This is a genomic window from Nocardia sp. bgisy118 (assembly GCF_057708605.1).
In genome coordinates, this window is the sequence record NZ_JBYISM010000016.1 from 99,365 (window position 1) to 112,382 (window position 13,018).

10 protein-coding genes and 1 CRISPR repeat array are annotated in these 13,018 nt (G+C 67.0%); of the genes, 3 read left to right on the plus strand and 7 right to left on the minus strand.

Features of this window, described 5'->3' with window-relative positions:
• Positions 1-220 precede the first annotated feature (220 nt).
• From AC3EO7_RS20535 to AC3EO7_RS20545, 3 genes are all read left to right on the plus strand, one after another.
• Positions 221-745, plus strand: coding sequence for a L,D-transpeptidase (locus AC3EO7_RS20535; protein ID WP_435592099.1), 525 nt, complete (start codon positions 221-223; stop codon positions 743-745).
• Positions 746-828: 83 nt separating this feature from the next.
• Positions 829-1,914, plus strand: a complete 1,086-nt coding sequence (locus tag AC3EO7_RS20540; protein ID WP_435592100.1) for a saccharopine dehydrogenase family protein — start codon at positions 829-831, stop codon at positions 1,912-1,914.
• Complete coding sequence (locus tag AC3EO7_RS20545; protein WP_431969377.1) at positions 1,911-2,522, plus strand: TetR/AcrR family transcriptional regulator; 612 nt, start codon at positions 1,911-1,913, stop codon at positions 2,520-2,522. Before AC3EO7_RS20540 ends, AC3EO7_RS20545 begins: the two co-directional genes overlap by 4 nt.
• A 157-nt stretch (positions 2,523-2,679) precedes the next feature.
• Here the strand turns inward: AC3EO7_RS20545 and AC3EO7_RS20550 are convergent, their stop codons facing one another.
• The 7 genes from AC3EO7_RS20550 to AC3EO7_RS20580 form a co-directional block, all read right to left on the minus strand.
• Positions 2,680-3,597 carry a YeiH family protein gene (locus AC3EO7_RS20550; protein ID WP_431969375.1) on the minus strand — a complete coding sequence of 306 codons (918 nt, stop codon included), beginning with the start codon at positions 3,595-3,597 and terminating at the stop codon, positions 2,680-2,682.
• Between the two features lie 263 nt (positions 3,598-3,860).
• Complete coding sequence (locus AC3EO7_RS20555) at positions 3,861-4,463, minus strand: RBBP9/YdeN family alpha/beta hydrolase (protein WP_431969373.1); 603 nt, start codon at positions 4,461-4,463, stop codon at positions 3,861-3,863.
• A 25-nt stretch (positions 4,464-4,488) separates the two neighbouring features.
• Positions 4,489-5,823 (minus strand): MFS transporter, encoded by a 1,335-nt coding sequence (locus AC3EO7_RS20560; protein WP_435592101.1) that lies wholly within the window; start codon positions 5,821-5,823, stop codon positions 4,489-4,491.
• A gap of 134 nt (positions 5,824-5,957) precedes the next feature.
• Positions 5,958-7,010 carry a beta-keto acid cleavage family enzyme gene (locus tag AC3EO7_RS20565; RefSeq protein WP_435592102.1) on the minus strand — a complete coding sequence of 351 codons (1,053 nt, stop codon included), beginning with the start codon at positions 7,008-7,010 and terminating at the stop codon, positions 5,958-5,960.
• 304 nt (positions 7,011-7,314) lie between these two features.
• A complete protein-coding gene (locus tag AC3EO7_RS20570; protein ID WP_431969369.1) occupies positions 7,315-7,968 on the minus strand; it encodes a TetR/AcrR family transcriptional regulator in 654 nt (217 codons plus the stop codon).
• Between the two features lie 2 nt (positions 7,969-7,970).
• Positions 7,971-9,494 carry a WS/DGAT/MGAT family O-acyltransferase gene (locus AC3EO7_RS20575; protein WP_435592103.1) on the minus strand — a complete coding sequence of 508 codons (1,524 nt, stop codon included), beginning with the start codon at positions 9,492-9,494 and terminating at the stop codon, positions 7,971-7,973.
• Positions 9,495-10,204: 710 nt separating this feature from the next.
• Positions 10,205-10,627, minus strand: coding sequence for a peptidase inhibitor family I36 protein (locus AC3EO7_RS20580; RefSeq protein WP_431969365.1), 423 nt, complete (start codon positions 10,625-10,627; stop codon positions 10,205-10,207).
• Between the two features lie 945 nt (positions 10,628-11,572).
• Positions 11,573-12,981: direct repeats of the CRISPR family, unit length 37 nt; unit sequence GCAGCGCCGGACCTCCGGGTCCGGCGAGAATCTCAAC.
• The last annotated feature ends 37 nt before the right edge of the window (positions 12,982-13,018 follow it).

Below are 13,018 nucleotides of genomic sequence, written 5' to 3' on the forward strand. Positions count from 1 at the left end.
GAATCACAACAACTCGAAGATGGCAAGCACGCCACGCTATCGAGATCGACTCGGTTGCCTACCGGTCGCGTCCGATTTGTCCCGCGGGGGTCCAGAGCCGCTTCACAATGATCGAAAACACTTCTAGGTCAGCTCGGACTCTCGTGTCGCCCATGCGTATTCCCTCGCCCCGCGGTCGGCACGTCCCCACGACGGGGTGAGGGGAAGGCAGGTCTGATCCATGAAGTGCCAGAGTCGACTGCGCCCAGTGGCGCGACTCGCGTTGTTGATCGGCACGGCGGTGGCCGGACTCGCCGTCGCGCTCCCGGCGCAGGCCGAACCGCTGTGGCCCGGCGGACCGGACATCCCCGGCGTGCCTCCGCTGATCGCGCCCCCACTGATTCCGCCCGCGCCGGTGGTGGCGCCGTGCTCCGCCCAGGCGCGCGGGTGTATGCGCCTGTCGACCAATGAGGCGTGGCTGATGGACAACGGCCGGGTCACCTACGGCCCGACCCCGATCTCGCACGGCAGGCCCGGCTACCTGACCCGGGCGGGCGTCTTCGACGTCGACTTCAAGCGCGAGGACCACTGGAGCACGATGCACCACGTCTGGATGAAGTACGCGGTGTTCTTCGACGGTGACATCGCCACCCACATCGGCCCGATCGAAGAGCAGTCACACGGGTGCATCCGCATGACCCCCGACGGTGCGCGCGAGTTCTTCTACTACCTGGAGCCCGGCGACATCATCGAAGTCGTGCCGTAACGACGTTCCGCTGGATCTTGCGGTCCGATCGGTCACCCATAGGCGCCCGATCGTTTTTAGGTCGGTTGACCTATATTGGGTACGTGAGCGATGAACTCGAATTCGATGCGAATGGCCCGGTCCTGCTCGTGGGCGGATACGGAACCGTCGGCGCCGAGCTGGCGCGGTTGGCGGCCCCGTCGTTGCCGCTGCTGCTCACCGGGCGATCGGTGGAACGAGGGCGCGACCTCGCCGCGGCGACCGGAGCGGCGTTGCGGGTCTGGGATCTGTCCGATCCCGCGCCGTTCCGTGCTCGGGTGCGGGCGGTGGTGAGTGCGGTCAACGACCCCGACGATCGGGTGTTGCGGGCGGCGATCGTCGGCGGGGCGCCGCTGGTCGACATCACCCGCTGGACCGCGCGTCTACAGCGCGCCGCGACAGTGGCGGCGATGCTGAATCCGGTTGCGCCGGTGCTGTTGTCGTCGGCGTGGATGGGCGGGGTCACCAGTCTCGTGGCCGCACATCTGGCCGAGGAGCTCGGCGGCGCCGACACCGTGGAGGTGGCGATCCGCTGGGACCTGCGCGACCGTGCGGGCGCCGACTCGGTGGAGTTCATGGACCGTCTCGGACTGGACTACGAGGTGGTCCAGGACGGGCAGCGGCACACCATCATGCCGCTCACCGACTCCCGCCGCGTCCGCATCGGCGACACCCTGACCCGGGTCGTCCGTATCGATACCCCCGAACAGTTCACCCTGCCGCTGACGCTGGGCACCGTCACCGCGGCTACCCGGATCGGATTCAGCTCCGCCGCTTCGACTTCGGCGTTGCTGGCGGTCAAACGGCTCGGATTCTTCCGATGGGGACGCGGGGACTGCTTCACCGGCGCCCGCCGGGCCCTGCTGTACGCGCCCGGTGCGGGCGGCACCGCTCAGGTGCGCGTCGACGTCACCCGCGACGGCCTGACCCGCCGCGCGGTGGTGACCGATCCCGCCGGGCAGGCGCATCTCACCGCGGTCGGTGCGTTCCTCGGAGTGCGACGAGTACTCGGCCTCGACGGTGCGCCCGCAGCGAACGGCGTGCGCTTCCCCGAGCAGACTCCGGTGCCGTCGCACGTCCCGGACGCACTCGCCGCCTACGGTGTCGAGACGCGAATCGACACCGTCATCGCGACCGGTAGGGCCGCATGACCCACCCCGGCGGCGAGGCCCGGCGCGCGGGAGCCACCACCAAAGGCGAGCAGCGCCGGGCCGATCTGCTCGACATCGCCGAACGGATCCTCGTCGACTCCGGCTACGGTGAGCTGACCATGCGCGCCGTCGCCGCGAAAGCCGAAGTGCGCCTCGGCCATCTCCAGTACTACTTCCCCACCCGTACCGACCTGGTCGGCGCGGTCCTGCGCCGGACCTTGGAATCGTCGCTCCGGCGCCTCGAACCGCTGCTGGCGCGGCCGGTCGCCGAACAATCCGCCGAAGACCTCGTCCGCACCCTGCTCGCCGAACACGACGATCCCCGGCTGACGCGGATCTACACCGAGCTGTGGGCGCTGGCCGGACGCGACGAGACTGTCGCCTCCGAGATCCAGAAGTTCTACAGCAGCTACCAATCCCATGTCATCGAGGTCATCGTCGCGCGCAATCCCGACCTCGCCCCCGAGATCTGCCGAGCTCGCGCCCGAGTGTTCGCCATCATCGTCGAAGGAGCCGCACTGTTCCGCTCGGGCATAGCCGCTCACCGCGACGAAACCGCAGACCGAGTGCTGATTGCCACCGCAGCAGCACTTCTCGATGGGCGTTAGGTGCCGGACCCGGCCGGATCAGCCTGGCGTGTGCTGGGTGCGGGATGACCGGGCAGAGAGCTCTGGACCCGAGCCTGCCGAAGGTTGCCGCAGCTGCTGTGCGGGAAGACGCGCAGAATCGTTGCGGTGGTGCGAGATTCGGCGACGTCATTGCGGCTCAAGCTGCGAGTAGTGCACCGGCCAGCGCCAGCGCGGTGATCCAGATGGTGGCCGCGGTGGCGAGCACAAGGGGGCGGATGCCGATCCGGCTCAGGGTGCTGCGGTGGACGCCGGTGCCGAGTGCGAACATCGCGGCGGTGAGCAGCGTGATCTGAAGTGTGCGTGCGGCTTCCACGGCGACGGTGGGCACCGCGCCGGTGGTGCGGAGCGCCGCGAAGGCAAGGAAGGCGAGGACGAACAGCGGAACCAACGGTGTGGTGCGGTGTTTCGCGGAGTCTGGGGTGTGGCGGCGGACTTGCCAGCCGATGACTGCGAGGACGGGGGCGAGCAGGACGACGCGGGCGAGTTTCACTACGACGGCGATGGTGAGCGCGCCGCCGCCGAGCGCGCCGCCCGCGGCGACGACTTGCGCGACCTCGTGGATCGCGGCTCCGGCCCAGATACCGCTGGCCGAGTCGCCGAGTTCCATGGCGTGGGCGGTCGCCGGGATGATCGCGATGAGCGCCGTTCCGAACACGACCACCAGCGCGATGGTGGTCAGCAGTTCTTCTTCTTTCGCGTCGACCACGCTGTCCACCGCGGCGACGGCGGCGGCTCCGCAGATGGAGAAGCCGCAGGCGATCAACAGTCGCTGGGTCCAGTTCAGGCCGAGCATCTTGCCGAGCATCATGGTCCCGCCGATACCGAAGACGACGACCGTGACGACCACCGCCAGCGCCGCGGGTCCGAGCCCGAGGATGTCGGTGAACGTCACTTGCAGGCCCAACAGTGCGACGCCGATACGGAGCAGGCGTTTCGAGCAGAACTGCAATCCGGGCTGGACTCGCTGCGGGAGGGAGACCGTGTTCGCGGCGACCGCGCCGACGACGATCGCCGCCAGCAGCGGGCTCAGACCGGGCAGCAACCGCCCCAACATCGAGACGGCAGTGACGGCGACGGCGGCGAGCGCGAGCCCGGGCCAGTACTCCTGTACCCAACTCGTGGTACGGCCGGTGACTCCGTGCGGTCGCGCCGATGCGCCGGCGTCTTCAAGAATGATTGGCGGAGAGAATGTTTCGGAGTGAACCATGATCCTCGGCTGATGTTGTCGCGGGTCGGTGGCGGTCGGCGATGGCGCTCGGGCCGCGCGCCCGGATGCGGGTACCCCCGAGGCGTCGGCCGCCGAAGTGAAGACCTTGCTCACCCGGCGACCTCTGCTCCGGTCGCGGCCCGTGCGGACGTGTCGAGCAGCTCCCGCAGGAGCTCCTCCGCGCGCGGCCAGTAGCCGTAACCGGAGGCGGGATCGAGGTGGCCGACATCACCGAGGCCGACCAGCCGGCTGCCCCATGCCTCGGCCATCGCCGCCGCGCGGCGGAAGGCGGCGAGCGGGTCGGTGGTGCTTGCGGCCACGATGCTCGGGAACGGCAGCCGCCGCCACGGGATCGGCGTCCAGCCGTGCGAGTCGAGCTCCTCGATCGACGGATATCTCTGCGGCAGAGGCGTTTCGAAGTCAGGCGGGGCGGCGAGCAACGCTCCTCGCACCCGCCGGGTGGCCTGCTGGGCCCAGTGCACGGTGGTCATGACGCCCGCGCTGTGTGCGACGAGCACCACGGGGCCGTCGATGTCGCCGAGCACGGCATCGAGTGCGGCGACCTGTGCGGTCCGGCTGAGCCGGTGGTGTTCGAGCGGCGGTACCGTGCGCACCCGATCGAGCCGGTCGGCGAGCAGGGTCTGCCAGTGTTCGGCCACGTGGTCGCGCATTCCGGGGACGATGACGACGGTCGGTTCGACGATGCTGCTCATGGCGTGTGGCGCATCCTTTCGATGATCACAGCGAGGCGGTGGAATTCAGTACGGCGAGCCTGCGCAACCCGGCCGGGTAGGCGCGTTTGCCGAGAATCAGCGCGGCGATGGCGACCAGGTACGTCAGCGGCGCCAGCCGCAGCGCACCGGCGAGCCCGAGGTGGTCGGCGAGCACGCCGACGACGAACGGGCCGAGGGCCAGGCCGAGCAGGCTGTTGGCCAGGGTGAGGGCGCCGAAGGCCGAGGCACGCACGGAGTGGTGGGTGAGAGTGGCGACCATGGCCGCGGCAGGCCCGGACGATCCGCCGGAGAAGAACGCGCCGATGCCGATCAGAAGCAGTTGCGGCGCACCGGTGTCCAGGCTGAAGCCGAGGGTGAGGCACACGAGCGAGATCAGGCAGAACACGATCGCGGCGGTCCATTTGCGGGATATGTCGGCGCGGCCGACGCGGTCGGTGATCATCCCGCAGCCCACCATGCCCGCGCCGACGAGCAGCACGAATATCGAGGCGGTCGCGCCCGCTCTGTCCGGCGCCAGACCGTAGTAGCGGTGGAAGAAACTCGGCATCCACGACAGCAGCACCGCGGCGGTGAAGATTTGCAGGGCGCTGCCGAGGTAGGCGCACAGCACTGCGGGATCGGTGAACAGTGTCGAGACCGGCGCGCGGAACCCTCTGGCGTTCGCGCGCGGCGTCGGCACGGCGGCGTGGCCGGCCAGCTTCGCATCGCTGATCAGGGTCCGGAACAGCGCGGCAAGAATCAGGCCGAAGACGGCCATCGCGGCGAAGGCCCACCGCCAGCCGAACTGGACGGCAATGACGCCGCCCGCGGCCACGCCGAGGACCGATCCGAACGAGCCGCCTGCCATGAACGCCCCGCTCAGCGCGGCGTGCACGTGGGGCGCGAACACGCTGAGCACCACCGCGATGCCGACGCTGCCGTAGGCGGCCTCACCGACCCCGACCAGGAAGCGAGCGCCGAGCATCTGTTCGTAATCGGTGGCGGTCGCGCACACCAAGGTGGCCGCGCTCCACAGGACAGCCATCAGAACCAGGCTGCGCACCCGGCCCCACCGGTCGGCCAGGAGCGAGAGCGGCAACGTCAGCAGGCCGACCATGAGCGCGACAATGCTGCTCAGCGAGGCCAGCTTCGAATCGGACAGTGCCCATTCGGTTTTCAGGAAGGGGAAGACCGCGCTGAGAACCTGTCGCGACATGTAGTCGGCCAGCAGCAGGCCGAAGGCCAGGGCGAAGACGACCCACGGATAGACCCGGCGGATTGCTGGGGCGCGGGTGGCCGCCATGGCCGGGACGGCGGCAGGGGAGCCTGCCGTCCCGGTGGCGGTAGTGTGCAACTCCATTGGTGCTCCTACGAATCCGGTGCGCGGAGACGGTGCGCGCGCACCGGAGCTGTGAAAGGAATCGTGAGCCCGGGGCTCACCTGGGCCGTTGGCCCCGAGGCGGGCGACGCCCGGCGTGGCATCGCCCGGAATGCTCAGGCGTGGTGGGTGAATCCGACCTGGCCGGGCTTGCGATTGGGAGCGAATCCGATCTTGGCCAACGTCTCGTCCGCGTTGGCGTAGCGCTCGTCGAGCTTGTAGATCTCGCGCGCTTCCTTGCCGGTCGCGACTTCGCGGCCGAGTTCACCCGCGAGGCGGACCAGCTGCTCGATCTGCTGCACCGAGGTCATCTTCTGGCCCTTGCGGCCCCACAGGGTGTCCTCGTTACCGCAGCGCGCGTGCAGGCCCATGGCGATGGCCATGGTGTTGATGGGCAGCACGCTGCGCATGAGCGTCTCCAGCGTCAGCACCGCACCGTCGGGAACACGGCGGATGAACTCCATCATGTTGTAGGGGTTGGGTCCGTCGAAGCCGCCGCCGATGCCGACCCAGGTCACCAAGAGCGGACCGGTGTACGCGCCGCGCCGGATCAACCGCTCCACCGTCTCGAGCTGCGGGATGTTGGCCAGCTGGAAGTGCGGCTGAATCCCGTTGGCCTGCAACCGCTTCACGTGCTCTTCGACCCAAGCGGGGCCGGCGGGGACGTACATCTCCCGGTAGGCCTCGTATACCTCCGGTCGCGTGAACGACGTGCCCGCGATGTCGTCGCCGGTCATCAGCTCGACGATGTTCATCTGGTTGGTGTTGATGGCGATGGTGACCTGATCCGGTCGCGGGTCGAGTTCGGCGAGCAGGTGCCGGGTGTCGTCGGAAAGCCACTTGGCGTCCGCGCCTTCGCCTTCCGGTGCGAAGGAGATGGAGCCGCCGACCTGGAGGATCATGTCCGGCACCGCCTCGCGCAGGCGGCCGAGCAGCTCGTTGAACTTCGACAGCCGCTTGGAACCCTTGCCGTCGAGTTCACGCACGTGGATGTGCAGTACGGTGGCGCCCGCGTTGTAGCAGTCCACCGCGGCTTGGACGTGCTCGTCCACGGTCAGCGGCAGGTCCTCGCGGAAGTCGTCGATTTCCCACTCCGGGCCGTACGGGGCGGCGGTGATGACCAGCTTCTCTTGGTTCTCCGGGAACAGCGAGTCGTCGTGAAAATACATGAGAGTGCTCCGATCGGGATCGAATCGTGGGATCGCGTGCGAGTTGTCGGCAGAAGACCGTGCCGGGTGCGCTCACCGAACACGGCGTCTTCCGTTCGCTGATCAACTCGCTGTGATGTAACCCACGGTAATCCAGATCACTCACCGATGCTTATCCTCGCGGGACGCGAATTTATTCATTTCGGGACATGCGCATGGCTGCCGCATCCAGGTGCAATGGCCGGCCGGATGCTCTTCGCGCACGAGGCCAGGGATGCGACCGCGCGCCGTTGCGGACACAGGAGCGCTGCAAGTCGGCCGGCGTTCATTCGGTCGGGTGCAAAGGCACTTGCGACAGCCCACCCCAGCACAATCTGATCACGGCATCGATGGCGTCGGATTTCGGGATCGCCCGGCCGGTGTCGAGCCAGTACTGCGCCGCGACCTGGCTCGCGCCCACCAGCCCAGCGGCCAGCAGGCGGGCCTGTTGTGGGTTCAGCCCGGAGTCGTGTGTCACCGCCTCGCAGACCGTGTCCACGCACGCGTCGGTGGCGCGGCCGATACGCAACTGCACCGAGGGTTCGCTGGCCGCGCTGAATTCGAACACCAACCGGAAGCCGTGCGTCTCGTGGTCGACGAAGTCGAAGTATGTCTGCACCGCGGCGCGCACACGCTGCTTGTTGATCGATGTCGAGGCCAGTGCTTGTCGCAGGCTTTCGGTCAGGGTGTCGATATGGTCCTGCAGGACGGCGAGATACAGGTCCAGTTTTCCGGAGAACTGTTTGTACAGTATGGGTTTGGTGTAGCCGGCGCGCTGCGCGATTTCATCCATGGTGGTCGCGTGATAGCCGCGCGAGACGAAGACCTCGGTGGCGGCGGCGAGGGCGTATCGACGTCGGAAGTCCCGCTGGGCGGCACGGTCCGGCCTCTGCGGTGATGTGGACAGTGGGTATTCGTGGGGTATGGGGTCTGCGGTCATCGCTATGGCCTCCCGGGCGACTGCTCTAGGTCGGCCAGTGCCTTGTGCAGGTGATCGGCGAGGTCCCAGACATCGGGGAAATCGTCGGGGCAGGCGACGATGCCGAAGTCGAGGTGTCCGTCGTAGGACATGACGGTGATGTTGAGGCTGCCTGCCAGTTCGGTGAGCAGGGAGACCGGGTAGCTGTGCTGGACGCGGATTCCGCGGAGGTACAACGGAATTTGCGGGCCGGGGACATTCGAGACGACGAGGTCGACCAGGGGAAGGCTCGGTGCTGCTGCTCGGAGGAGGGCGCGGGTGGGTCGGCCGTGGAGCAGCGGTGTGAGCAGGGAGGTGGCTTTGTGCAGCAGGGTGGGCGGTTGGGTCTGGAATCGCTTCTTGGCTTCGAGCAGGTTGCTGTGCAGCTGTTCGAGCCGATGTTCGGGGTCGGGTTCGGCGATCGGTAGCGCAGTGAGCATGAGGGAGAACTGGTTTCCGGCGGTGCCGAATTGCTCGGGGGTGCGTACGGATACTGGAATCGCGGCCACCAGGGGATGGTCGGCGGGCTGGTCGTGGTCGAGCAGCCAGCGTCGTAGCGCCGAGGTGCACAGCTCCATCACCACGTCGTTGACGGTGCCGTCGACGCGGTCTTTGATGTTTTTGACCGCGTCGAGGGGGAGCGAGGTGTAGGCGAGACTGCGTGTGGGGGTGGTGGGTGCCTTGATCGGAACGTCGGGGTGTTTCGCGCGGAGGTCGTCGCGGGCTTGGAGCAGGGCGGGACCCGCGTGCAGAAGGGACTGAACGCGGATTGCCTGGCGGCCGATCATGTTCGGCAGGCTGCGGGCGAGCAGTTCGGCGGTGGACGGGTTGCGGTCGCGGGAGATGCCGTCCGCGGGTGGCGGTGTGGGCAGACTCTCGGGGTGGAGGTCGAGGATGACCGCCATGATCTCGGCGCCGGAGATGCCGTCGATCACCGAGTGGTGGATCTTGGTGTAGACGGCCTGCCGTCCGTCGGCGAGCCCGGAGATCAGATCGCATTCCCACAGTGGTCTGGTGCGGTCCAGCGGTGCGGCGTGCCGTCGTGCCACGTAGTCGGCGAGGTGTTCGTCGCCGGCGTCGTGGGGTAGTCGTATGTGCCGTATGTGGTAGCCGAGATCGATGTAGTCGCAGTCCTCCCAGTACGGCAGATCGAGCCCGAACGGGACCGTGCGCAGGCGACGGCGCAATGGCGCGATCAGGTGGAGGCGGTCGGCGAACAGCTGCCGCAGGGAGGTGACATCCAGCGGCGTTTCGGGGGCCGCGGCGGAGTCCAGCACGGTGACCGTGCCGACATGCATTGGCGCCGAGTCGGTTTCGAGGTCGAGCAGTTGCAGATCCAGCGAACTCAACTGGCGTGGCCTGCCCGGCTCGGGTGCGGCGGGAATGGTGACCGTAGACGTCCGCGCGGGTGTCGGGGTATCTCGGGCGGCGTACAACGACTCGCCGGGTGTGGTGATTCGGAGGCCGACGTCGCGCGGAGCACGTGTATCGGGCGCTGAGGAATGCATGCTTCCCTCTCAGGAGTCACGGTGAGTTTTCGTGCATCGCGGCACGGCGGCGGAAAGCCGTTCGAATGGAGCTGTCGGCGGGCGTAATTCGACCTTGCTCCGAGAACGTGAGCGCAAGTCTAGTTTCGATCGGCAGCACTCGCTGCCCGATCCCACGCCGCGAATTGTGTATTTCGCGTTAACAGTTGGTGCGTGTAACGCTCTGTTAATAGCTAGTGCTGAAGCGTGGTTTCGGGTCGGTAGCAGCGAGAACGTGCTGTATCACACTGGCGGGGCACGGTGCCAGGGTTTGATAGTTGACATATCTCACAGCTGCATTCTGTTCATCTGTCCAAATGTGCTGAGACCAGCGATATCGCCGAATGGGCGCGGGAAAATCAAGGTGGTCGCCTGCGGAGTGGGTGGCCGGATGGGCCTCCGGCTGATATCAAAAGAATTGGCACCGCTGCCTCGTCGGCCGAATTCTGTTGCGTCGTAGACGTATTTCCTGTGTCGAAGTCGACGCTGCTTCCGGACGATGCGACGCCCGGTCGAGTCGCACTCGAGGCGCTGGAATCGGAGTTCGCCGAGCGTCCGGGGCGGATGGTGACCAGCGTCTGCGCATGATCATTCCGGTGGTGCGTAACGACTACCGTGCGGTCGAGGCGTATCCGGCGAAGCGGGAGACCGCGGCACCCACGGTCTCCGCACCCACAATCCTCGCGGTGTGTTCACACGCAGCCGGTCGCACCGCTGTTCCCGCCGGGCATCACCGCGTCGGCTCTGTTGTCCGCGCCGGGTGACAGGGTGCCCCGGCTGTTGTCCGTGATGGAGGCGAGCAGCTGCCAGCGTTCGCCCGTCCAGTTGTACACCCCCACGGTCTGGCCGGTGCGGTTCCAGTAGGAGGTCAAGCGGTCGCCGACGCCGCCGTTGCCGATATCGTGCAGAAAACAATTGGCATCGACCTGAATGATCATGCTGCCCTTGCCATCGGCTCCGTCCCAGCCGCAGAACATCCCGCCCGGGCAGCTGTAGCCCGGCGCCGCGGATGCCGGGGCGGGCGAGATCGTCGTGACGCCTGCGCCCGCGAGCGCGCCGAGCGTCAGAGCGACCGCGGCGAGTGGGACCGTACGCGTGGCGTTTCTGTAGAACATGGGTTCCTCCCTCTGGCAAATCACCCCCTGCGGGTGATGTTGCGAGCGTACGAACCGCCGATGCCCGCGACGTCCGCCGAAATACTCACCGCCCGTACTCATTCGGAGCGGTGGTGGCCGGCCGGCGGCCAGCCCGCTACCGGACTTGTTCAACCGGTTTGAATGCGGCGAGGGCTCGAGGAATGGCCCCATGCTCGTGCTGCCGAGGTCGACAGCCGCCTGTGGATCATGAGGGTTGGCTAGAGCTCGAGTATGTCTCCCTGCGTTGTCCGACACGCATTCGACAAGGCAGGGGGTTTCGTCCGGTTCGGGCGAAGTTTCGGCTACCGGAACCGGTTGCGGAAAGCCCCCTTACGCACCGGCATTCGGCCGATTCTGTGACCCGGAACACGTCCTAGCTGCATGGTTGCCGCTGCGTGGAAGCCAGGTGGAAGCAAGTCGCCGCAGAGGGAACGCAATATTGCGTTTTCTGTTGTGTTCTTGCATCTGTAAGAGTCCACGGCGCGCTGCACGCTTGCAACGCGAATGTGTTCATGTCGAGCGAGATTACACCTCCGTTATCTCCTGGAATGACTGCGTGGTCCAAGGCCCGCGTCTGCAGGTCGCACGTTCATGCCCTGGCGAGTTCGCATCGACGGCACGGTCAGCCCGTAAAACCCATTCCGCCAATGTGATTCCGAGGGTAATGCGAGGCAGCCGTTGGCATCGTGCCGCGAACCCAGCGAGGGTTGCGGGGTTGGTCTAGGGAGCCGTCTAGGCTGCGAAACGCACGGTTGCCAGGTGGTGATGGGTGGTTGTTCTGGGTTGTGTGTTCGGTTCGGAACCTGGGGTGCAGCCGAAATCCCAGGAGGGTTCTGAACTGGCGACGTGGGCAGACTGCGTCGACGAGTTGTCTTTGACATACCGGTGTACTGTCTCGGGGAGCATAACTGCAGCTCATACAGGGCAGCGCCGGACCTCCGGGTCCGGCGAGAATCTCAACCGCTGATGGCGGATATCTCGCGCGCCGAGGTGGCGGGCAGCGCCGGACCTCCGGGTCCGGCGAGAATCTCAACCACTGCAACCTGGCGCACTTGGCTGTACGGCGTCCTGCAGCACCGGACCTCCGGGTCCGGCGAGAATCTCAACGCCCGCCGGAGGAAGTCGGCGTTGCGGTCGGCGTAGGCAGCGCCGGACCTCCGGGTCCGGCGAGAATCTCAACTCCGAAGGGCCTGAGCGTGACCCGAGAGGCTCGCTGCAGCGCCGGACCTCCGGGTCCGGCGAGAATCTCAACATGATCCGCACTTGGGTCGAGACCCCGAAGGTGTGCAGCGCCGGACCTCCGGGGCCGGCGAGAATCTCAACTTGTAATACAGGCCGTTCTCGTACTGATAGTCCAAGGCAGCGCCGGACCTCCGGGTCCGGCGTGAATCTCAACGAAGCGCTGACCCCGGTTATCAAGACGGTGGCCGGCAGCGCCGGACCTCCGGGTCCGGCGAGAACCTCAACACTCCGCAGGGACAGGTCAAGGTAACCCCAAAGGCAGCGCCGGACCTCCGAGTCCGGCGAGAATCTCAACCTGCCGCTGAGCGGCTCGCCTCCGATGCCCGGAACGTGCAGCGCTGGACCTGCGGGTCCGGCGAGAATCTCAACTGGTCGATCCCGGACAAGTGGTTGGACGCCCCGGAGCAGCGCCGGACCTCCGGGTCCGGCGAGAATCTCAACGTCACTGACAACCCGGCGTCGGCGGACGCTATCGCAGCGCCGGACCTCCGGGTCCGGCGAGAATCTCAACCATGTGGAGACGGAGGCAACCGAACGTGAGGGCATGCAGCGCCGGACCTCCGGGTCCGGCGAGAATCTCAACCAGATGGACAACCCGACGAACAACGAAGTCTGGCTGCAGCGCCGGACCTCCGGGTCCGGCGAGAATCTCAACGCGTCCGACCAGCCGAACCTGGCAGCGATCTCGCGCGCAGCGCCGGACCTCCGGGTCCGGCGAGAATCTCAACCTGTTCTACGAAGAGATCGACCTCGAGCAGCGCCTGGCCGCAGCGCCGGACCTCCGGGTCCGGCGAGAATCTCAACAACCTCGCCATCGCCACCATCGAACGACTCGGTGCAGGCAGCGCCGGACCTCCGGATCCGGCGAGAATCTCAACCTGGTCGAGTCCGCGCTCCCCGGAGCAGGCTCGCAGCGCCGGACCTCCGGGTCCGGCGAGAATCTCAACCGATCTGTTTGCCGATGAGGTGGTAGAGGTCCAGCGCAGCGCCGGACCTCCAGGTCCGGCGAGAATCTCAACGACATCACGCTCAGCGAGCCGTCCGTCTCGGTGTCGCAGCGCCGGACCTCCGGGTCCGGCGAGAATCTCAACGAGGAGTTGCAGCGCCGTCAACGGGCGCTCGAGTGGG